At 59.3% G+C, this 20,990-nt stretch carries 22 protein-coding genes and 2 pseudogenes; 12 read left to right on the forward strand and 12 right to left on the reverse strand.

The window, feature by feature from the left end; genetic code table 11:
* Positions 1 to 53 precede the first annotated feature (53 nt).
* Positions 54 to 638, reverse strand: coding sequence for a YajG family lipoprotein (locus ACA055_RS24955; RefSeq protein ID WP_497681041.1), 585 nt, complete (start codon positions 636 to 638; stop codon positions 54 to 56).
* Between the two features lie 198 nt (positions 639 to 836).
* Between ACA055_RS24955 and ACA055_RS24960 the strand changes: the two genes are divergently transcribed.
* Together ACA055_RS24960 and mqo are read left to right on the forward strand one after the other, a co-directional pair.
* Positions 837 to 1,070, forward strand: coding sequence for a hypothetical protein (locus ACA055_RS24960; protein WP_497681042.1), 234 nt, complete (start codon positions 837 to 839; stop codon positions 1,068 to 1,070).
* 739 nt (positions 1,071 to 1,809) lie between these two features.
* Positions 1,810 to 3,318, forward strand: a complete 1,509-nt coding sequence (gene mqo, locus ACA055_RS24965; protein WP_497681043.1) for a malate dehydrogenase (quinone) — start codon at positions 1,810 to 1,812, stop codon at positions 3,316 to 3,318.
* Positions 3,319 to 3,386: 68 nt separating this feature from the next.
* Here mqo and ACA055_RS24970 read toward each other — a convergent pair whose 3' ends face one another.
* The 3 genes from ACA055_RS24970 to ACA055_RS24980 form a co-directional block, all read right to left on the reverse strand.
* The gene (locus tag ACA055_RS24970) at positions 3,387 to 3,674 is read right to left on the reverse strand and encodes a PA4642 family protein (RefSeq protein ID WP_497681044.1); all 288 of its coding nucleotides are present in this window, start codon (positions 3,672 to 3,674) and stop codon (positions 3,387 to 3,389) included.
* A gap of 63 nt (positions 3,675 to 3,737) precedes the next feature.
* Complete coding sequence (locus ACA055_RS24975; RefSeq protein WP_497681045.1) at positions 3,738 to 4,223, reverse strand: hypothetical protein; 486 nt, start codon at positions 4,221 to 4,223, stop codon at positions 3,738 to 3,740.
* 178 nt (positions 4,224 to 4,401) lie between these two features.
* On the reverse strand, positions 4,402 to 4,959 hold the full coding sequence (locus ACA055_RS24980; RefSeq protein WP_497681046.1) for a hypoxanthine-guanine phosphoribosyltransferase: 558 nt from the start codon (positions 4,957 to 4,959) through the stop codon (positions 4,402 to 4,404).
* 167 nt (positions 4,960 to 5,126) lie between these two features.
* Between ACA055_RS24980 and upp the strand changes: the two genes are divergently transcribed.
* The gene (upp, locus tag ACA055_RS24985) at positions 5,127 to 5,765 is read left to right on the forward strand and encodes a uracil phosphoribosyltransferase (protein WP_462019523.1); all 639 of its coding nucleotides are present in this window, start codon (positions 5,127 to 5,129) and stop codon (positions 5,763 to 5,765) included.
* 2 nt (positions 5,766 to 5,767) lie between these two features.
* Positions 5,768 to 7,042 carry a uracil-xanthine permease family protein gene (locus ACA055_RS24990; RefSeq protein ID WP_497681047.1) on the forward strand — a complete coding sequence of 425 codons (1,275 nt, stop codon included), beginning with the start codon at positions 5,768 to 5,770 and terminating at the stop codon, positions 7,040 to 7,042.
* Between the two features lie 141 nt (positions 7,043 to 7,183).
* Here ACA055_RS24990 and hemH read toward each other — a convergent pair whose 3' ends face one another.
* Both hemH and ACA055_RS25000 read right to left on the reverse strand, forming a co-directional pair.
* Positions 7,184 to 8,206, reverse strand: a complete 1,023-nt coding sequence (hemH, locus tag ACA055_RS24995; RefSeq protein ID WP_497681048.1) for a ferrochelatase — start codon at positions 8,204 to 8,206, stop codon at positions 7,184 to 7,186.
* A 13-nt stretch (positions 8,207 to 8,219) separates the two neighbouring features.
* A complete protein-coding gene (locus tag ACA055_RS25000) occupies positions 8,220 to 9,122 on the reverse strand; it encodes a TIGR01777 family oxidoreductase (protein ID WP_497681049.1) in 903 nt (300 codons plus the stop codon).
* Between the two features lie 196 nt (positions 9,123 to 9,318).
* Between ACA055_RS25000 and ACA055_RS25005 the strand changes: the two genes are divergently transcribed.
* From ACA055_RS25005 to ACA055_RS25040, 8 genes and pseudogenes are all read left to right on the forward strand, one after another.
* Positions 9,319 to 10,305 carry an NAD(P)/FAD-dependent oxidoreductase gene (locus ACA055_RS25005; RefSeq protein ID WP_497681050.1) on the forward strand — a complete coding sequence of 329 codons (987 nt, stop codon included), beginning with the start codon at positions 9,319 to 9,321 and terminating at the stop codon, positions 10,303 to 10,305.
* Positions 10,302 to 10,388, forward strand: a pseudogene (locus ACA055_RS25010) (TIGR02450 family Trp-rich protein); the annotation flags it as partial. The gene ACA055_RS25005 and the pseudogene ACA055_RS25010, both read left to right, overlap by 4 nt.
* 224 nt (positions 10,389 to 10,612) lie before the next feature.
* Positions 10,613 to 11,569, forward strand: coding sequence for a YbgA family protein (locus tag ACA055_RS25015; RefSeq protein ID WP_497681051.1), 957 nt, complete (start codon positions 10,613 to 10,615; stop codon positions 11,567 to 11,569).
* A complete protein-coding gene (locus ACA055_RS25020; protein WP_497681052.1) occupies positions 11,569 to 12,510 on the forward strand; it encodes a MerR family transcriptional regulator in 942 nt (313 codons plus the stop codon). Before ACA055_RS25015 ends, ACA055_RS25020 begins: the two co-directional genes overlap by 1 nt.
* A gap of 21 nt (positions 12,511 to 12,531) precedes the next feature.
* Positions 12,532 to 13,977, forward strand: coding sequence for a deoxyribodipyrimidine photo-lyase (gene phrB / locus ACA055_RS25025; RefSeq protein ID WP_497681053.1), 1,446 nt, complete (start codon positions 12,532 to 12,534; stop codon positions 13,975 to 13,977).
* Between the two features lie 31 nt (positions 13,978 to 14,008).
* A pseudogene (locus ACA055_RS25030) lies at positions 14,009 to 14,152 on the forward strand (nuclear transport factor 2 family protein); the annotation flags it as partial.
* Positions 14,149 to 14,931 (forward strand): SDR family NAD(P)-dependent oxidoreductase, encoded by a 783-nt coding sequence (locus ACA055_RS25035; protein WP_497681054.1) that lies wholly within the window; start codon positions 14,149 to 14,151, stop codon positions 14,929 to 14,931. The pseudogene ACA055_RS25030 and the gene ACA055_RS25035, both read left to right, overlap by 4 nt.
* Before the next feature lie 218 nt (positions 14,932 to 15,149).
* On the forward strand, positions 15,150 to 15,455 hold the full coding sequence (locus ACA055_RS25040; RefSeq protein ID WP_497681055.1) for a YkgJ family cysteine cluster protein: 306 nt from the start codon (positions 15,150 to 15,152) through the stop codon (positions 15,453 to 15,455).
* Between the two features lie 127 nt (positions 15,456 to 15,582).
* Here ACA055_RS25040 and ACA055_RS25045 read toward each other — a convergent pair whose 3' ends face one another.
* The 6 genes from ACA055_RS25045 to hemA all read right to left on the reverse strand — a co-directional run bounded on the left by ACA055_RS25045 (position 15,583) and on the right by hemA (position 20,954).
* On the reverse strand, positions 15,583 to 16,101 hold the full coding sequence (locus ACA055_RS25045) for an acyloxyacyl hydrolase (RefSeq protein WP_497681056.1): 519 nt from the start codon (positions 16,099 to 16,101) through the stop codon (positions 15,583 to 15,585).
* Positions 16,102 to 16,221: 120 nt separating this feature from the next.
* Entirely contained in the window at positions 16,222 to 17,013 is a 792-nt protein-coding gene (gene murI / locus ACA055_RS25050) for a glutamate racemase (protein ID WP_497681057.1), read from the reverse strand.
* Positions 17,006 to 17,761 carry a molybdopterin-synthase adenylyltransferase MoeB gene (locus ACA055_RS25055; RefSeq protein WP_497681058.1) on the reverse strand — a complete coding sequence of 252 codons (756 nt, stop codon included), beginning with the start codon at positions 17,759 to 17,761 and terminating at the stop codon, positions 17,006 to 17,008. The genes murI and ACA055_RS25055 overlap by 8 nt, the downstream gene beginning before the upstream one ends.
* Positions 17,755 to 18,585, reverse strand: coding sequence for a peptide chain release factor N(5)-glutamine methyltransferase (prmC, locus tag ACA055_RS25060; protein WP_497681059.1), 831 nt, complete (start codon positions 18,583 to 18,585; stop codon positions 17,755 to 17,757). Before prmC ends, ACA055_RS25055 begins: the two co-directional genes overlap by 7 nt.
* Positions 18,586 to 19,668 (reverse strand): peptide chain release factor 1, encoded by a 1,083-nt coding sequence (gene prfA / locus ACA055_RS25065; protein ID WP_497681060.1) that lies wholly within the window; start codon positions 19,666 to 19,668, stop codon positions 18,586 to 18,588.
* The gene (hemA, locus tag ACA055_RS25070) at positions 19,665 to 20,954 is read right to left on the reverse strand and encodes a glutamyl-tRNA reductase (RefSeq protein ID WP_497460702.1); all 1,290 of its coding nucleotides are present in this window, start codon (positions 20,952 to 20,954) and stop codon (positions 19,665 to 19,667) included. The genes prfA and hemA overlap by 4 nt, the downstream gene beginning before the upstream one ends.
* Positions 20,955 to 20,990: the final 36 nt, after the last annotated feature.

Below are 20,990 nucleotides of genomic sequence, written 5' to 3' on the forward strand. Positions count from 1 at the left end.
TACAAAAAGCCCGGGGCCATTGCTGGTACCGGGCTTTTTAATGCAGCGAAAGTTTACTCGCTGAGAATCTGACCAATCGTCGGATCCTTGAACAGACGCGTCAACGCATCACTCAACACATCGCTGACCAGCTTGGTGTTGGTCTCCTGATTCGGGGCCATGCCAAAACGCTGATCCAGGGACGCACCATAACGACCGCTGTAACGACGATTGGCATTCTGCACATCGGAGCGGAACGTCGCGCCAATGGTCGCCTCGGTCACGTACATACCCTCTTTGGGCGATTGATACTTCAGCTCGGCCAGGGTCACGGTCAGTTGTGGAGCATTCATCGCATTGGACGTCGGAGTGAAGCCCAACAGGCGCACGGCTGCTTCGGCCTGAGCCTGCAACTTCGGCAGAATCTGCGCGCCCTGCACCGTAATTGCGCTGGTCTCTGGATACAGACCGCCACGGGTACCCAGGGTTGGCGACGGACGACCGTCCACCACACGCACCACCACCGGCTGGCCACGGCCGATCGGGGCCAACTGTGCGTTCAGCTTCGGTTCCGGGTTCAGTTGTTGCGGGCTGTGGGCGCAGCCGACCAGGGTCAAACTGGTCACAGTGATCAAACCGAACAACAGGCGTTGCAACATGCGCTTCTCTCCAGAATCAGGCACTAAGGCCCGCAGTATAGCGGTGCGCCACTGCGGCGAACCAGCGCAACAATTACAGAAAAGTCTGACACACCTTTAGGACCGCGCGTCCTGTCACACATCTGTCACCGCCCATACACTTTCGCGTCACGACTCACTGGCAACCTTCACGGCAGTCACCCCACACGGTACTTTCCCATGCGCTATCTCATCTCGCTGTTCGCGCCACGCCCCCTGCACCGCTGCTTCGCCCTGCTCGACCGCAACGGCCACTGCCAGGCATTCAAGCAATGCAGCCTGCAGCCCATGGGCGATGGCTGGGTCGAAATCGAAGAAATCCGCCTCAACTGGCTGCACCATCCCCTGCCCGCCAGCGCCCGCATCAGCCAGCGCCAGCCACGCTCACGGGCGCAACAACTGTTGACCACCTGACCAGACGCCTAATAAAAGTCATTAAACACGACCATTTCCCTGCGTTTCTTCGCTACAATCTCCCCCCGATTATAAGGACGTCTCCTGATCGGGCCTCGCAGCATCGTCAATGCGCTTGCATTGGCACCCCGCACCGCCCACAGAGAGCCGCCCACACAGATCGAGTGAAGCTGGCGCGCTTGCTGTTCCTTGAGCAAAACCTCCACTTTTCGCGAATCTGCAGAGCTGTCATTACGCTCGGTCACTGAGCTGTTTGCCCGTTTTGCCTGTCATGTATTCCATGGCGGCAATCCATCCGGGCACGGTGCCAGGCTGGGACAGCCCTTTTTTGAGGTTCACGTCTTCAAAAGAGCGTGAAAAAAACGGGTTTTCACTACTTCACAAGAGTGTGGCGAGCAAATGAATAGTTTTGCGTCTGAACATGCACCATTAGCGTCTGAAACAGCCCAACGACACAGGACCGAGTACTCCTCGAACACCGGAGCCTGAAGCCTGTCCGCTACGGATTTGGTTGCACAAACGGATGTATCGACCATAAGTCGAATTGCCAGCCGCGCGTTGAAATGAGTTCATGTAACTCTTTTAGACCCGGTCGGTAGCGTCCGTCGAAGTTGCGAAAAATTGCGAAGATTCGGACATGGCGATACTGCCATGGGTACCTGGGGCATCACTGACACGCCCCGTCACTCCTGGCAGCCATGCCGACAATTTGGTGCTGCAGATTTTGGAGACGCGTTAAATGGCGCATAACGAAGCAGTCGACGTAGTACTGGTTGGGGCCGGCATCATGAGTGCCACCCTGGCTGTACTGCTCAAAGAGCTCGACCCCGCGATCAAGCTGGAAGTCGTCGAGCTGATGGATTCCGGTGCCGCGGAGAGTTCGAACCCGTGGAACAACGCCGGTACCGGTCACGCCGGGCTGTGTGAGCTCAACTACACGCCGCAGGCCGCCGACGGCACCGTCGACATCAAGAAAGCCGTGCACATCAACACCCAGTTCGAAGTGTCGAAGCAGTTCTGGTCCTACCTGACCAAAAAAGGCACCTTCGGCTCGTGCAAGACCTTCATCAGCCCGGTACCGCACCTGAGCTTCGTGCAGGGCGACAACGGTGTTTCTTTCCTCAAGGAACGCTTCAAGGTGCTGAGCAAGCACCATGCCTTCGCGGACATGGAATACACCGAAGACAAGTCCACCATGGCCGAGTGGATGCCGCTGATGATGCCGGGGCGTTCAGCTGACGAAGTCCTCGCCGCCACCCGCGTGATGAACGGCACCGACGTCAACTTCGGCGCCCTGACCAACCAACTGCTCCAGCACCTGACCAGCGCACCCGATGCCCAGGTCAAGTACTGCAAGCGCGTCACTGATCTGAAGCGCAACAAAGGTGGCTGGACCGTCAGCATCAAGGACGTCAACAGCGGCAACACCCGCGACGTCGACGCCAAGTTCGTTTTCCTCGGCGCTGGCGGCGCGGCATTGCCGCTGTTGCAGGCGTCGGGCATCGAAGAAAGCAAAGGCTTCGGTGGCTTCCCGATCAGTGGCCAGTGGCTGCGTTGCGACAATCCGGAAGTGGTCAAGCACCACCAGGCCAAGGTCTACAGCCAGGCCGCAGTGGGTTCGCCACCGATGTCGGTGCCGCACCTGGACACCCGCGTGGTCGATGGCAAGAAGTCCCTGCTGTTCGGGCCATACGCCGGCTTCACCACCAAGTTCCTCAAGCACGGTTCCTTCATGGACCTGCCGATGTCGGTTCGCGCCGGCAATATCGGCCCGATGCTGGCCGTGGCGAAAAACAACATGGACCTGACCAAGTACCTGGTCAGCGAAGTGATGCAGTCGATGGAGCAGCGACTGGACTCCCTGCGTCGCTTCTACCCTGAAGCCAAAGCCGAAGACTGGCGTCTGGAAGTGGCCGGCCAACGGGTACAAATCATTAAGAAAGACCCGAAAAAGGGCGGCGTTCTGCAGTTCGGTACCGAACTGGTCGCGGCCAAGGACGGTTCCCTTGCTGCACTGCTCGGCGCTTCGCCAGGCGCTTCGGTGACCGTTTCGATCATGCTGGAACTGATCGAAAAATGCTTCCCGAACAAAGCCTCCGGCGAGTGGGCTACCAAGCTGGCGGAAATTTTCCCGGCTCGGGAAAAGGTCCTGGAAACCGATGCTGCGCTGTATCGCAAGATCAATACGCATAACAACATCGCCCTGGAACTGGTTGAAGAAAGCAGCGAAACCCCAAGCTATGCTTGATTCAGCCCCATAAAAAACGCCCCGCTCTCATTGAGAGCGGGGCGTTTTTTTGTGCCTTTTAAAAGGTCTTAACCGCGAGCCTTATCGATCAGCTCGATGTACTCGGCCGCGTTGCGCTGATCCTTGATCAGGGCGACGAAGTCATTGCCGTGCTCATCCTTGCCGTCCAGATCAAAACCGGCTTCGACGAAGAACGTCAGAAAACGCTCGAAGTCATCGATACGCAGGCCACGGTAGGCCTTGATCAGTTTGTGCAGCGACGGCGAAGTGGCGTCGACCGGTTCGAAGTCGAGAAACAACTTGATTTGCTCATCGCCGATCTCGTCACCAATCACTTGTTTCTTATCTTTACGCATTGCCGACTCCAGCTCGCAGACATTTCACGGGGCGGGCAGTTTACCCCTCCCCGGGCACAGGGCTCAACGCGGACGAACACTGCCCGTGTGCAGATCGGCCCAGACATGGCCGTTGGCGTAGCTGAGGAACTGGCAATACACCGTGTCGTTACGCAACAAGTCGATGATCACCCGGTACTGCGCCATCGGGTAAAAGAGCGTCAGGGTTTTGCTCTTGTCGTCGTAGATCGGCTTTTTCAGGCTTTTGCTTTCGCCATCGAAATTGACCAGCACCTGGTTGATGGTCGCTCCCTTGTTCAAGGATTTGCCCTTGAGGCGAATCAGTAGCGGCGAAGTGACCGGGATCGGCTGCTGATTGGACTGGCGCTGACTGCCGACCACCACCGAGTACTCGGTGACTTGCAACAGTTGTTGCTGCTCGGGTTCTGCGTCCCGCAGCGTCAGGTCATCCGGGGGCAGGAATTGCGCGTGCATCGGCGCCGGGGCGGCGGCCAGGGGCAGGCTGAGGGTCAGCAACAGGACGGCGCAGCTGCGGATCATAAGGCTCATGACGGGCTCCGGAGGACGGGCCGAGCACTCTAGCATGGGTGTGCGAAAGTGAATCTGTGAACACCAATACTTGTGGGAGCGGGCTTGCTCGCGAAGACGGCGGCACATTCAACATCAATGTGTCAGTCAGGCCGTTTTCGCGAGCAAGCCCGCTCCCACAGGAGATCGGCGCCGAAGCTTACATCCCTTTAACAGCAAAAATCCCGTTGGCGTTACGCCAGTAGCCTTTGTAGTCCATGCCGTAACCGAAGATGTAACGGTCGATGCACGGCAGGCCGACGAAATCGGCTTTCAGGTCCGGGCGAGCCTTGCGGTCGTGGTCCTTGTCGATCAGTACGGCGGTGTGCACGGCGCGGGCACCGGCGTGTTTGCAGAAGTCGATGATCGCGCCCAGCGTATGACCTTCGTCGAGGATGTCGTCGATGATCAGCACGTCACGGTCGATGAACGAGACTTCCGGCTTGGCTTTCCAGAACAGGTCGCCACCGCTGGTTTCGTTGCGATAACGGGTGGCGTGCAGGTAGGACGCTTCCAGCGGGAATTGCAAATGGGTGAGCAGCTTGCCGGCGAAAATCAGCCCGCCGTTCATTACGCAAAACACCACCGGATTGCTTTCAGCCAGTTGTTCGTTGATGTGTGCACCGACGCGGGCGATGGCCGCCTCGACTTCAGCTTCGGTGTACAGGCAGTCAGCCTCTCGCATGATTTGACGGATATGCTCGAGATCAGCGGACATGGCGCTCTCCAGGGGGGGTGGCGGATTCAGGAAAAGCGGGCAAAGGTACGCATCAAGCGAGGCCAGATCAAGCGTTTGTGGACTAACGTACTCTATGTCTATAGGACAACACCCTCGGATAGATTAATCTAGGCCGGTTTTTTTGCCCGCCGCCGGAGCCTTTCCCCATGCCCATCCGTGAGATCCGCCATCCGCTGATCCGTCATAAACTTGGCCTTATGCGCCGTGCAGACATCAGCACCAAGAATTTCCGTGAGCTCGCTCAGGAAGTCGGCGCCCTGCTGACCTATGAAGCCACCAAAGACCTGCCGCTGGAAACCTACGATATCGAAGGTTGGGCCGGCACTGTGTCGGTCGAGAAAATCGCCGGCAAGAAAATTACCGTGGTGCCGATCCTGCGCGCCGGTATCGGCATGCTCGAAGGCGTGCTGAGCCTGATCCCGGGCGCCAAAGTCAGTGCCGTGGGCGTAGCCCGCAACGAACAAACCCTGCAGGCCCATACCTACCTGGAAAAACTGGTCCCGGAAATCAACGAACGCCTGGCGATGATCATCGACCCGATGCTCGCCACCGGCAGTTCCATGGTCGCCACCATCGACCTGTTGAAAAAAGCCGGTTGCCGGGATATCCGCGCCATGGTGCTGGTGGCCGCGCCGGAAGGCATCGCCGCTGTCGAGAAGGCTCACCCGGACGTGACCATCTACACCGCATCCATTGACGAAAAACTCAACGAACACGGTTACATCATCCCAGGCCTGGGCGACGCCGGTGACAAGATCTTCGGCACCAAGCAGAAGGACGCGTGACCATGCAGCAAGAGTTCAACGATCCGCTCTGGCGCACGGTGCTGTCTGGCGCACAGATGCTGTTCGTGGCCTTCGGCGCCCTGGTGTTGATGCCGCTGATTACCGGCCTCGATCCGAACGTGGCGCTGTTTACGGCAGGCCTGGGGACGATTCTGTTTCAGATCGTCACCGGGCGTCAGGTGCCGGTGTTCCTGGCATCGAGCTTTGCCTTCATCACCCCGATCATTCTCGCCAAAGGCCAATTCGGCCTCGCGGCGACCATGGGCGGTGTGATGGCGGCGGGTTTCGTCTACACCTTCCTGGGCCTTGCGGTGAAGATCAAAGGTACCGGGTTCATCGACCGCCTGCTGCCACCCGTGGTGATTGGCCCGGTGATCATCTCTATCGGCCTGGCCATGGCGCCAATCGCTGCCAACATGGCGATGGGCAAGGCAGGTGACGGCACTGAGCTGATTCATTACCAGACGGCGATGATGATTTCGATGCCAGCGCTGCTGACCACCCTGATTGTCGCGGTATTCGGCAAAGGCATTTTCCGCCTGGTGCCGATCATCTCCGGGGTGCTGGTGGGTTTTGCGATGGCGTTCTACTTTGGTGTCGTCGACACCGCGAAGATCGCTGCGGCCCCGTGGTTTGCGATTCCGCAATTCACTGCTCCGGAGTTCAACTGGCAGGCGATTCTGTTCATCGTTCCGGTAGCCCTGGCGCCAGCCATCGAGCACATTGGCGGCGTGATCGCCGTGGGTAGCGTGACCGGTCGCGACTACCTGAAAAAGCCTGGCCTGCACCGCACCCTGCTCGGCGATGGCATCGCCACCACCGCAGCGGGCCTGTTCGGTGGTCCACCCAACACCACGTACGCCGAAGTGACCGGCGCGGTGATGCTGACCAAGAACTACAACCCGAAAATCATGACTTGGGCGGCGATCTTCGCCATTAGCCTGGCCTTCATCGGCAAGTTCGGCGCGCTGCTGCAAAGCATTCCGGTGCCGGTGATGGGCGGAATTCTGTGCCTGTTGTTCGGTTCGATCGCGGCGGTGGGCATGAACACGCTAATTCGCCACAAGATTGATCTGGGCGAGGCGCGCAATCTGGTGATTGTCTCGGTCACTTTGGTGTTCGGGATAGGCGGCGTGCTGGTCGGCACCGGGACTGGCCCGGACGACTTCGGCCTCAAAGGCATCGCGCTGTGCGCGGTGACGGCGATTGCGCTGAACCTGTTGCTGCCGGGAAATGACAGCTGGAAGCACAAGAAGGCGGATGAGTCGTTGTTGTAACGGTTTGAAGTCTTTGTCGTTAGTGAAATAGCTTTCGCGAGCAAGCCCGCTCCTACATTGGATGTTCGGTGGACACAATTTTTGTGTTCGACACCGATCAAAGTGTGGGAGCGGGCTTGCTCGCGAAGGGGCCCTCAAATCCTACAAAGCAATCGGCGCCCGCTCACACAACGCATTCAACGCCCGCGCCCACTGCGGATCATCGTTGAGGCACGGCACCAGCACCAACTCCTCCCCTCCCGCCTCGCGGAACTGTTCCAGCCCGCGATCACCGATCTCTTCCAGGGTCTCGATGCAATCGGCGACGAACGCCGGGCACATCACCAGCACCTTTTTCACACCGCTTTTGGCCAGTTCATCGAGACGCGCTTCAGTGTAGGGCTCGATCCACTTGGCCCGGCCCAGACGCGACTGGAACGACACCGACCACTTGCCGTCCGGCAAGCCCATGCGCTTGGCAAATTCCGCCGCGGTGCGCAGGCACTGACCGCGATAACAGGTCGCAACCACTTCCGGCGGCGCACCGGCACAGCAATCGCCACCGCCTTCGAAACTGTGCCCCGGATTGAGCTTCTTCAAGTGCCGCTCAGGCAAACCGTGGAAACTCAACAACAGGTGATCGAAATCCTGTTGCAGATAAGGCTTGGCAGTCGCCACCAATGCATCGAGGTATTCCGGCTGATCGTAGAACGGCTCGAGAATCGAAAACTGCACATCGAGCTTTTTCTCCCGCACCACCCGCTTGGCTTCCTCGATCACCGTGGTCACGGTGCTGTCAGCGAACTGTGGATAAAGCGGAGCAAGGGTGATCCGCTTGTGGCCCTGCGCTGCCAGGCGAACCAGCGTCGACTCAATGGACGGCTCACCGTAACGCATCGCCAACTCGACCGGACCGTGAGTCCACATCGCGGACATGGCCTGTTGCAGGCGACGGCTGAGCACCACCAGCGGCGAGCCCTCCTCCCACCAGATCGAAGCGTAGGCATGGGCCGACTGCTCCGGGCGCTTGAACAGGATCAGCGACACCAGCAAACGTCGCACCGGCCAGGGCAGGTCGATCACATACGGGTCCATCAGAAATTGATTGAGGTAACTGCGCACATCCGCCACCGAGGTGGAGGCAGGGGAGCCCAGGTTGACCAGAAGCAACGCGTGATCGGTCATGCAACATCCTATTTCAAAGGCGGCTGGACAGATCGTCCAGGGCCGCGCGCAAATCAGTGAACCGGAAAGTGAAACCCGCTTCCAGCAAGCGAGCCGGTACGGCTTTCTGACCGCCCAGCAACAACAATGACAACTCGCCCAGGCACACCTTTAGAACCAGGGCCGGCATGGGCATGAACGATGGGCGGTGGAGCACGTTGCCCAGCGTCTTGGCAAACTCGCGATTGCGCACCGGTTTGGGCGCGCAGGCATTATATGGACCGCTGGCCTCATTGCGATGCAGGAGAAAATCAATCAGGGCGATTTGATCCTGGATATGAATCCACGGCATCCACTGCCGACCGTTACCGATCGGCCCGCCCATCCCCAGTTTGAACGGCAGCAACAGCCGCGACAAAAAGCCGCCCTCGGCGGACAGCACCAGACCGGTGCGAATGAGCACCACGCGAATGCCCATCGCCTCTGCACGTTGAGCGGTTTCTTCCCAGGCGATGCACAACTGGCTGGCGAAATCATCGATGACGGGGGGCGACTTCTCGGTCAATTCCCGCTCGCCACCATCGCCGTACCAGCCGATAGCGGAGCCCGAAATCAATACCTGCGGTTTCTGCGCGCGGCTTTCAAGCCAGGCCAGCATCGTTTCGGTCAGGGTGATCCGGCTGCTCCACAGCAGTGCTTTGCGTTTGGACGTCCATGGTCGGTCGGCAATCGGTGCGCCTGCCAGATTGATAATGGCATCAACCGCTTCCTGTCCAAGGTCTTCGAACAGTGCGACTCCACGTACTTCAGCGCCGCAAATTTTCGCGACTTTTTCAGGCGTACGACTCAAGACCGTCAGACGATGTCCCTGACTCAACCAGTGTCGGCAGAGTTGACGTCCTATCAAACCAGTACCGCCGGTCAGCAATATGTGCATGACTTCTTCCTCGCGTGGCGTTTTACCCTGTTCACTAGTCTATTTTTATAAGCAGGGATCTTTGATATCGGGCAGGCTCTGTGTTTAACAATAGGCCAAGCTATCAGAACGATAACGCTAAAAGTTATACCAAAAAACAATATTGTACAGGTTTCAACCACGGCGTAGTCTGTACAGAAAGGTAAACGAGGCCCCTATGACTGTACCTATCGCAATCATCGGCACCGGCATCGCCGGACTCTCCGCCGCCCAGGCCCTCACGGAGGCCGGGCATGTCGTTCAACTTTTCGATAAAAGCCGCGGCAGTGGCGGACGCATGTCGAGCAAGCGCAGCGATGCGGGTGCTCTGGACATGGGCGCGCAATATTTCACCGCCCGCGATCGCCGCTTCGTCACTGAAGTCACGCGCTGGCAAGCCAATGGCTGGGTCGCCGAATGGACGCCACAGCTCTACACCTACCATGGTGGCCAGCTCAACCTGTCTCCCGACGAGCAGACCCGCTGGGTCGGCACGCCGCGCATGAGCGCAATCACTCGCGGCCTGCTTGGCGACCTGGAAGTGCACTTCGCTTGCCGGATCACCGAGGTCTATCGCGGTGAAGAACACTGGCATCTGCAGGACGCCGAAGGCTTCACCCACGGTCCGTTCAGTCATGTGGTCATCGCCACGCCGGCCCCACAAGCGACCGCGCTGCTGGCCTCCGCGCCGAAACTCGCCGGTGCCGCTGCGGGAGTAAAAATGGAACCGACCTGGGCCGTTGCACTGGCGTTCGAGACACCGCTGGAAACCCCCATGGAAGGCTGCTTCGTGCAGGATAGCCCGCTCGACTGGCTGGCGCGCAACCGCAGCAAACCGGGACGCGACAACACGCTGGACACTTGGGTTCTGCATGCCACCAGCGTCTGGAGCCGACAACATATCGACCTGTCCAAGGAAGCGGTGATCGAGCAATTGCACGGTGCATTCGCCGAGCTGCTGCACGACGCCATGCCAGCACCAAGTTTCAGCCTCGCCCACCGCTGGCTCTACGCCCGCCCCGCCAGCAGCCATGAATGGGGCGCACTGGCCGATGCCGACCTGGGCCTTTATGTGTGTGGCGACTGGTGCCTGTCCGGGCGTGTCGAAGGTGCCTGGCTAAGCGGCCAGGAAGCCGCCCGCCGTCTGCATGCGCACCTGCAGTGAATCGCATCAATCCGAGTCAATTGCTGCTGTCGAAATGGACAGCAGCCCCCCAAAAAAAACGTGAAAAACATTCTCTGCTGAGCTGGACTTCATCCCTGTGGGAGCGGGTTTGCTCGCGAAGCAGGCATTGTGGTTTCTCAGGCAAACCGCGTTATCGTTCATTCGCGAGCAAGCCCGCTCCCACAGGGACCGAGTGCAGCTAGACAAAACTTATACAAATAGTTTGACTTGTACACCTTTGAATCTATGATGAAATCATGTTGTACAGATAAAACAATCTGTACAAATTTAGATTCGAGGTGCTCCAATGCCCTACGCCGAGAAACCGAAAATAGCTATCAGCGCCTGCCTGATGGGTGCCGAGGTGCGCTTCAACGGTGGGCACAAGGAGTCGCGACTGTGCAGCCGCACCCTCACTGACTACTTCGATTTCGTCCCGGTCTGCCCGGAAGTCGCCATTGGCCTGGGCATTCCTCGCGAGCCCATCCGCCTGGTGGGCCATCCTGATCACCCGCAAGCCATCGGCACGGTCAACCCGACGATCAACGTCACCCGTCCGCTGGCCGAATACGGTCAGAAGATGGCGGTAGAGCTGGGCACTGTCTGCGGCTACATCTTCATGCAGAAATCCCCTTCCTGCGGACTGGAGCGAGTCAAGGTCTACCACGCCAACGGTGCGCCGGTGGATGGCGGTGGTCGCGGCATCTATGCCCAGGCCTTCTGCGCCCTGCACCCGGACTTGCCGGTGGAAGAAGACGGTCGCCTCAACGACCCGGTGCTGCGTGAAAACTTCCTCACTCGTGTATTTGCCTACAGCGCCTGGCAGCAGTTGCTGCAAGAAGGCCTGACCCGTCGCGGCCTCACGGACTTCCACTCGCGCTACAAATACCTGTTGATGGCCCACAACCCGGTGCAATACAAAACCTTGGGCAATTTGCTGGGCAACATGGGCCAGACCGACCCGAACGAGCTCGGCCCACGCTATTTCAGCGAACTAATCGCCGCCCTGAAAAAGTGCGCCACCCGCCGCACCCACAGCAACGTCCTGCAACATATCAGCGGCTACCTCAAACGCGCGATCAGCGCCGAAGACAAACAGGAAGTGCTACATCTCATTGATCAGTACCGTGAAGGAATCGTACCGCTGGTGGTGCCACTGACTTTGCTCAAGCACTACTTTCGCCAACACCCGGATCCGTACATTGCACAGCAGGTGTATCTGCAACCGCACCCGGAGAACCTCAGCCTGCGAAACGCGATCTGATGAACACCTCACTCGACACGAGCGCCAGCGAAGACCTCGGCGCCGATTTCAAGAAAGCCCTCGACGAAGGTTGGCTGCCGATCCGTGAAGTGGCCCGGCAAACCGGCGTCAACGCCGTCACCCTGCGTGCCTGGGAGCGACGTTATGGCCTGATCGTGCCGCAACGCACGCCCAAGGGTCATCGGCTGTTCAGCGCTGAACATGTGCAACGCATCCTGACAATTCTTACCTGGCTCAACCGTGGCGTGGCCGTCAGTCAGGTCAAGCAACTGCTCGACACCCCGCTGGCATTTACCCAATCCTTCGAAAACGACTGGCAGGTGCTGCGCCATACAGTGCTGCAAGCGGTCACTCGATTGTCCGAACGCACCCTCGATGACACCGTCAACCACGCCATGGCACTGTACCCGCCACGAACCTTGTGCGAACAACTGCTGATGCCGTTGCTGGCGGAACTCGAACAACGCTGGCAGGGCCAGTTCGGCGCACAGATGGAACGGATATTTTTTTTATCCTGGCTACGCAGCAAATTTGGCGCACGCATCTACCATAACAACCGTCAGTTGCGCACCGCGCCGCTGCTGCTGATCAATCACTCGGACCTGCCACTGGAGCCTCACTTGTGGCTCACCGCCTGGCTGATCAGCAGTACCGATTGCCCGGTGGAGGTTTTCGATTGGCCACTCCCCGCTGGCGAACTTGCGTTAGCGGTCGATCACCTGCAAGCCCGTGGCGTACTGCTGTATTCCAGCAAAGCCATAAACCTTTCGCAGCTGACGAAACTTTTGAATGGCGTCAGTTGCCCAAAAATGATTGCCGGACCAACGGTGTGCATTCACCACGCTGAGTTGTCCGCAAGAAAGACTGAAATCGCTGATTTGTTCCTGGCTGGAGATCCGTTATCGGCTCACCAGGCTCTGGTTCAGCGCGGGCTCATATAAATGTTTGCCACGGACACCACCATGCAATTGATCTGGCTGCGCAGTGACTTGCGCCTGAACGACAACACCGCCCTCTCGGCCGCCGCAGCCCGCGGCCCGAGTGTGGCGGTGTATCTGCTGAGCCCGGAGCAATGGCTGGAGCACGACGACGCCCCCTGCAAAGTGGATTTCTGGCTGCGCAACCTGAACGAATTGAGCCGCGCATTGGGCGAATTGAACATCCCCCTGCTGATCCGCAGCGCGCCGCGCTGGGATGACGCGCCAGCCGTGCTGCTCGATCTTTGCCGGCAGCTGAAGATCGACGCAGTGCACGTCAACGAGGAATACGGCATCCATGAAACCCGCCGCGATGCAGCGGTCGCCGAAGCACTGAAAGCCACGGGCATCGAGTTTCACAGTTACCTCGATCAACTGCTGTTCAAACCTGGCACCGTGCTGACCCGGACGGGCACTTACTTCCAGGTCTTCAGTCAATTCCGCAAGGTCTGCTACGAACGCCTGCATCGGTCGCTGCCAAGCCCGGTGATCGCTCCGCTGGCTCAAGCGCCGTTAAACATCGACAGCGACAAAATACCCTTGCACGCCAAGGGTTTCGAAACGCCCGACGACCGCTTGCGCGCCCTCTGGCCGGCCGGTGAGGCCGAAGCCCTTCGCCGCCTCGACACCTTCGCCGACGCGCACATCGACTACTACAAAAACGAGCGGGATTTCCCGGCCAAACCCGGCACCAGCCAACTCTCGGCCTATCTCGCCGCCGGGGTGATTTCGCCTCGTCAATGTCTGCACGCCGCGTTGCAAAGCAATCAGGGCGAGTTCGAAAGTGGAAATGTCGGCGCCGTGACCTGGATCAATGAACTGCTGTGGCGCGAGTTTTATAAACACATCCTGGTGGGCTACCCACGGGTTTCCCGTCACCGTGCCTTCCGCCCGGAAACCGAAGCCCTGGCCTGGCGCAATGCACCCGACGAACTCGCGGCCTGGCAGCAGGCCCGCACCGGCCTGCCAATCATCGACGCAGCGATGCGCCAGTTGCTCGAAACCGGCTGGATGCACAACCGCTTGCGCATGGTGGTGGCGATGTTCCTGACCAAGAATCTGCTGATCGATTGGCGTGAAGGGGAGCGCTTTTTCATGCGTCACTTGATCGATGGCGACCTCGCGGCAAACAACGGCGGCTGGCAGTGGAGCTCATCCACCGGCACCGATTCGGCGCCTTACTTCCGGATCTTCAACCCGCTGAGCCAGTCGGAAAAATTCGACGCCGAAGGCGTGTTCATCAAGCACTGGTTGCCGGAACTGGCCGGGCTGGACAAGAAAGAAGTGCACAACCCGGCAAACCTCGGCGGCTTGTTTGGGGTTGCCGATTATCCGTCGCCAATCGTCAATCTAAGTACATCCCGCACGCGCGCACTGGCTGCGTTTAAAAATCTGCCGTCGCGACACCACACGGGAGTTGGACATGAGTGATTGGCTACGGCATTTTGTCCGGCAGTTTGCAGTTCGGGTCGGCGGGTGTTCGCACTTGCGCTGGCGCGACAAGATTTATTGCCACCGGGATTACGTCGATGCCGGGGCGCTGCATTGTGAATATCTACCCGTATTGGGCCGGGCAATTGCCTGGTTGAAAAGGAGATTGGGATGAGTCTTGCAACACCACGACGATATTGGCTGACCGGCGCCAGCAGCGGCATTGGCGCCGCGCTGGCCGAGGAAATACTGAAAACCGGCGCCCACCTGGCCGTCAGTTCACGTTCGGTGGCGCCGCTGAAAGCGTTGTCCCAGCGTTATCCAGGGCAAGTAATGGTGGTCGCGGGCGATCTGACCAACAGCCAGACCGTGCGTGAGATCGGCGAGCAGATTGCTGACCTCTGGGGTTCCCTGGACACGGTGATCCTCAACGCCGGCACCTGCGAATACGTAGATGCCAAGCAGTTCGATGCCTCGATCGTCGAGCATGTGGTGCGCACCAACCTGCTTGCCAGCAGCTATTGCATTGAAGCCGCCCAGCCACTGTTGCGGGCCGGTACGGCACCGCATTTGGTGGGCATCGCCAGCTCGGTGACCTACCTGCCGCTGCCCCGATCCGAAGCGTATGGCACCTCGAAAGCGGGGCTGCGGTATCTGTTCGAATCCCTACGCATTGATCTTGCCCCGGAAGGCATCGAAGTCACGGTAGTCAGCCCGGGGTTTGTCGACACGCCACTGACAGCGAAAAACGACTTCCCGATGCCCCTCAGCTGGCCGGTGGATAAAGCTGCGCGGCACATCTTCGACAAACTCAGAGAACGTCCGCTGGAAATCGCCTTCCCGGCCATGTTCATGGCGGCCCTCTGGCCGCTGTCGAAAATGCCTGACCGGATACAACTGGCGATCGGCAGGCGCATGGTGCGCAGCAATCCGCCCATCAAGGATCAGCCGTGAACATCGCCAATATCGGCAGCGGTATCTCGGCGCTGACCAGCGCCTACCTGCTCAATCCCAGTCGACGACCGGCCCCTGGTTCATATCGATGTAGCGGCTAACGACGTCCAGCATCTCGGCACCATAGGGCAGGATGTCAGCGGGACTGGATGAATCCGCCGCTAGACGTCTGTCAGGCCTTTCACACAGGACCGACCCACTGCCTTACACTGCGTCCCATGAAAACCATTCCCCACACGCAAATCGTCACACCGGCGGTCACTTGCTCGACTTGCGCAGCCTGCTGCTGCCAGCTCGAAGTCATGCTGATCACCGATACTGGCGTGCCCGAACGTTTTATCGATACCGATGACTGGGGTGGGGAAGTCATGCTGCGTCTGGATGACGGCTGGTGTGCCGCGCTGGATCGCAACAGCATGATGTGCACCATCTACGAAAAACGCCCGCTAATCTGCCGGGAATTCGAGATGGGCGCACCGGAATGCATCGAAGAACGCCTGGGGATCACCACGGCGTATCGCTGAAGCCAAATCCTGGATACCAATGTGGGAGCGGGCTTGCTCGCGAAAGCGGACTAACAGCCAACATCTATGTTGAACGTTAAATCGCTTTCGCGAGCAAGCCCGCTCCCACATTAAAGGTGCAGTAAGCTTACAACGGCATCGTGTAATGCAGCGCGTAACTCTCTACACCGTTGTTCGGACTACTGATCCCGGCATTGGAATAGTGCGTCGCGCGGATCCCGACTTCATGTCCACCCGCAAAGCGCAGGCCAAACCCGAAGCGGTCTTCAAATTGAAAGGAACTGCCGAGCTGGTTGTTTTCGACTTCGGTATTGGCAAATAGCGCGACACCAACCCCCAACTCGACATAGGGTTTGACGTTCTGGCCGGCAAACTCGTAAACCAACACCGGTGAGAACGACAAACTATGGTTGCTGGATGCCTCGTCGCCCTCCCAATAGGTGTAGGCGCCGCTCCAGTAACCGGTCAAACGACCGACATCACTTTGCAGCCAGCTCTTGTCCCAATCGAATTGCATGCCCAGTCGATAGGTCATGGTCGACTCGCTGGTCTGGCCGACCGCGAACTCCACGCCTGCCGCCTGTGCGGTGAAACTGTGCCCCATCAGTGCGGCCGCAATCGCAGCCAAGCAGAATAGTCGCTTCATTAGAAACATCCTTTTCCGAACGATTTCGTATGGTTTTTTTGTTGCTCAGCAATCTAAAGCTATAGAAGTCGACGCTTAATCAGAAGTTCAGCCCGATTAGTCGTTTTTCCCAAGATTTATTTACTCATTGAAGCTTCGCACAACACCAGACGTATTCCACAGTATCGGCAAGATATTTCTAAAATGTTCCGGATCGGAACTCGTCCAGAACTGTGCAGCACGTGCAGGCCCATCGGCGAGCAATTCACGCTCCGCCAACAGACGCTGAAGTTGCCGTGCCACGGCGGCGCCGGTGTCAATCAGGCTGATGTCATCGGGGATCATCTGCTTAAGCAACGGCTTTAGGAAGGGGTAATGCGTGCAGCCAAGAATTATCGTGTCGCACCCGGCACCCAGCAGCGGTTCGACGTACCTGGCCAGCAACTGGCGCAGGGCCGCACTGTGCAGATCGCCGTTTTCAATCAGCTCCACCAGACCGGGACACGGCTGAGTGATGACCTGCACATCCGTGGCGAAGCGATCGAGTAACGCAGCGAACTTGGCGCTCTGCAAAGTGCCGGTGGTGGCGAGGACTCCGACCACACCGCTGCGGGTAGCGGCGGCAGCCGGCTTGACCGCCGGCTCCATGCCGACGATGGGCCACTCGGGATAATCACGCCGCAAATCCGCAACACCGGCGACCGTCGCCGTGTTGCAGGCCAGCACCAGGGCCTTGGCACCCTGCTGCTGAAAAAAATCTGCCATCACACTGCAGCGCTGGCGGATGAACTCCGGGGTTTTCTCACCATAGGGAACATTCCCGCAATCGGCCACATACAACAGTGATTCATTGGGCAACAAACGCTGGATCTCGGCCAGCACCGACAGCCCACCGACACCGGAATCGAACACGCCAATCGGCGCTTCACGCATGTTTCGACCCACAGACGCTGCAACCCGGATCACGCTTGACCCGCAATTCACGAAAGCGCGAACCCAAGGCATCGATCAACAACAGACGGCCCACCAGGGGCTCGCCGAACCCCACCAAAAGTTTCAGCGCCTCAAGCGCTTGCAGGCTGCCCACCAGCCCCACCAGCGGACCGACGACCCCGGCTTCGCTGCAGGTCAGCTCGGCTTCGCTGCCGTGCCCGTATAAACAGTGGTAGCAAGGACTTTCCGGACGACGCGGGTCGAACACCGACAACTGCCCTTCGAGGCGAATCGCCGCGCCGCTGACCAAGGGTTTGCCGGCGGTCACGCAGGCAGCATTGACCGCTTCGCGGGTGGAGAAATTGTCGGAACAGTCCAGGACCAGGTCCACCGCGGCCACCGCAGCAGCCAGTGTGTCAATGTCCAGCGCCGCGCGATGGGCGATCAATTGGATCTCGGGGTTGATCGCGCTCAGGCGTTTGATCGCCGAATCGACTTTGGTCATGCCGACGCTGTCGGTGTCGTGAATGATCTGGCGTTGCAGGTTGGTCAGATCGACCGTGTCGAAGTCTGCCAAATGCAACTCGCCGACGCCCGCGGCCGCCAGGTACAACGCCACCGGGGCGCCGAGGCCGCCGAGACCGACGATCAACACGCGGCTTTCCTTGAGTCGCAACTGACCGTCGATGTCGACGTGTTGCAACAGAATCTGCCGACTGTAGCGCAACAATTCCTGATCATTCAGCACGGCAAGCGCCCCAGACTGATGCGTTCGTGACCGCCCAGATCGGTGCGGCTGTGGACATGTTCAAAGCCGCGGGTCACCAGCAAATCGCGCACCGCGGCGGCCTGATCGTAACCATGTTCGAGCATCAACCAGCCGCCCGCTTCAAGGTAATCCGGCGCCTGGGCGGCGATCAAACGGAGATCGTCCAGCCCATCGATGCCGGCCACCAGGGCACTGGCCGGTTCGAAGCGCACGTCGCCCTCGGCCAGATGCGGATCGGCGGACGCGATGTAGGGCGGGTTGCTGATGATCAACTGAAAACGCTGACCTTCCAGGGCGCTGAACCAATGACTGCTCAGCACGGTGGCGTTATTCAGGTGCAAACGCTGGCGATTGCGCTCGGCCAGGGCCACGGCTTCGAGCACGCGATCCACGGCGGTAACCTTCCAGGCCGGACGCTCGCTGGCCAGGGCCAGGGCAATGGCGCCGCTGCCGGTGCCGAGATCGAGGACCTTGGCAGGTGTGGCTGGCAGGAGTTCAAGCGCCGCTTCCACCAACAGTTCGGTGTCCGGGCGCGGGATCAGCGTGTGAGGCGCAACTTCCAGATCAAGCTTCCAGAAACCTTGCTGACCGAGTATGTAGGCCACTGGCTCACCACCCCGGCGGCGCTGCAAATACTCGGCAAATTTAAGCGCCGCTTCGCTCGGAACGATGCGCTCGGGCCAGGTGTGCAGAAAACTGCGGGACTTGCCCAACGCAGCGGCCAGCAACAATTCGGCATCCAGTCGCGCGGTGGGCGAATCTGGCAGGTCGGCAGCACGTAACAAACTGGCAATGATCGTCATTTACTCACCTATCGCTGCCAATTGGTCGGCCTGGAATTCGGCCAGCAACGGTTCGATGACTGCATCGACGCCACCTGCAAGGATTTCGTCGAGGGAATACAGCGTCAGGTTGACCCGGTGGTCGGTGACCCGGCCCTGGGCAAAGTTGTAGGTGCGGATCCGTTCGGAGCGATCGCCCGAACCGACCAGCAACTTACGCTCGCTGGCGATGGCATTGGCGGCGGCGCTGGTTTGCTGATCGTTCAGCTTGGCCGACAGCCAGGACATCGCCCGGGCGCGGTTCTTGTGCTGGGATCGCTCTTCCTGACACTCAACGACGATACCGGACGGCAAGTGCGTGATGCGGATCGCCGAGTCAGTCTTGTTGACGTGCTGACCACCGGCGCCGGAGGACTTGTAGGTATCGATGCGCAAATCGGACGGGTTGATTTCGATCGCTTCCTGCTCGTCCGGCTCGGGCAACACGGCCACGGTGCACGCCGAAGTGTGGATGCGCCCCTGGGATTCAGTGGCCGGAACCCGTTGCACGCGATGAGCGCCAGATTCGAATTTCAGCTTGCCGTAGACGTTGTCGCCTTCGACCCGAGCGATGACTTCTTTATAGCCGCCGTGCTCACCGATGTTCTCCGAAAGGATTTCCACCCGCCAGCCACGCCGCTCGGCGTAACGCGAATACATGCGGAACAGGTCGCCGGAGAAAATCGCCGCCTCGTCACCGCCGGTGCCGGCGCGGATTTCGAGGAACACGTTACGCCCGTCGTTCGGATCCTTGGGCAACAGCATGCGTTGCAGGCTGGCTTCGATGTCGATCAGTTGCTCTTTGGCTTCGCGGACTTCTTCCACGGCCATTTCGCGCATGTCCGGGTCGCTGTCCTTGAGCAGTGCCTGGGCACCTTCGAGGTCGCTTTGTACTTTGAGCAACTGTTTATAGGTTTCGACAATCGGCTCGACTTCCGCGTACTCCTTGGAATAGGTGCGGAATTTGTTCTGATCGGAAATGACTTCGCCGTCGCCAAGCAAGGCGGTCAATTCCTCGAAACGGTCCTGGAGGATGTCCAGCTTATTGAGCAGTGACGCTTTCATTGCGGTTTTTTATCCGAAAAGCTATCCGATGAGCCCTCACCGAGGGCAAAGAGTTCCTGGGCCATGGCCAGCGCATCGAGGCGACCTTCGGCAGAGAGCTTTTTCAACTGCACGCTCGGTGCGTGCAAGAGTTTATTGGTCAGCCCGCGTGCCAGTTGCACCAGCACGTCTTCGGCGCTGCTGCCGTTGGCCAGCATGCGCTGGGCCTTGAGCAATTCTTCGTCGCGCAGGCGCTCGCTTTGTTGGCGGTAGGCCTTGAGCACATCCACCGCCGCCAGTTCGCGCAGACGGACCATGAAATCTTCGGCGCCGACTGAGACCATCTCTTCCGCCGCTTGCGCAGCGCCCTGACGGCTTTTGAGGTTTTCGGCGACCACTTCGTGCAGATCGTCGACGCTATACAGGTAAACGTCGTCCAGTTCGCCGACTTCCGGCTCGATATCCCGAGGAACGGCGATATCCACCATGAAGATGGGTTTGTGCTTGCGCAGCTTCAAGGCGCTTTCCACGGCGCCTTTGCCAAGGATCGGCAACTGACTGGCCGTGGAACTGATGACGATGTCGCTGCGCACCAGTTCGGCCGGAATGTCCGAGAGCAGCACCGCATGAGCGCCGAACTGCTCGGCCAGAATGCTCGCGCGCTCCAGGGTGCGGTTGGCGACCACGATGCGCTTCACACCCAGTTCGTGCAGATGGCGGGCGACCAGGGTGATGGTCTCGCCAGCGCCGATCAGCAAGGCCTGGCTGCGTTGCAAGTCGCTGAAAATCTGTTTCGCCAGGCTGACCGCGGCAAACGCCACGGACACCGGGTTCTCGCCGATGGCGGTGTCGGTGCGCACTTGCTTGGCCGCATTGAACGTGGCCTGGAACAAACGCCCGAGCAGCGGACCGATGGTGCCGGCCTCGCGGGCCACGGCGTAGGCTGATTTCATCTGGCCGAGAATCTGCGGTTCGCCCAATACCAGCGAATCGAGCCCGGAAGCCACCCGCATCATGTGACGAACTGCCGCATCATCTTCGTGCACATAAGCGCTCGCGCGCAGCTCTTCGAGGCTCAAATGGTGATAATCGGCCAGCCAGCGCAACACGATGTCAGCCGAAAGGTGATCCTGTTCTATATAGAGTTCACTGCGATTGCAGGTGGAGAGGATCGCAGCTTCGCGGCTGTCGGTGAGTCGGCAGAGCTGCTGCAAGGCCTCAACCAGCTGCTCAGGGGTAAAGGCCACGCGCTCGCGGACGTCTACTGACGCAGTCTTGTGGTTTATACCGAGTGCAAGGAAGGCCATTCAAGGTCGCTGATGGTGACGTGAAGCCGGCAATTG

The sequence above is a fragment of the Pseudomonas sp. LBUM1657 genome (assembly GCF_059716075.1).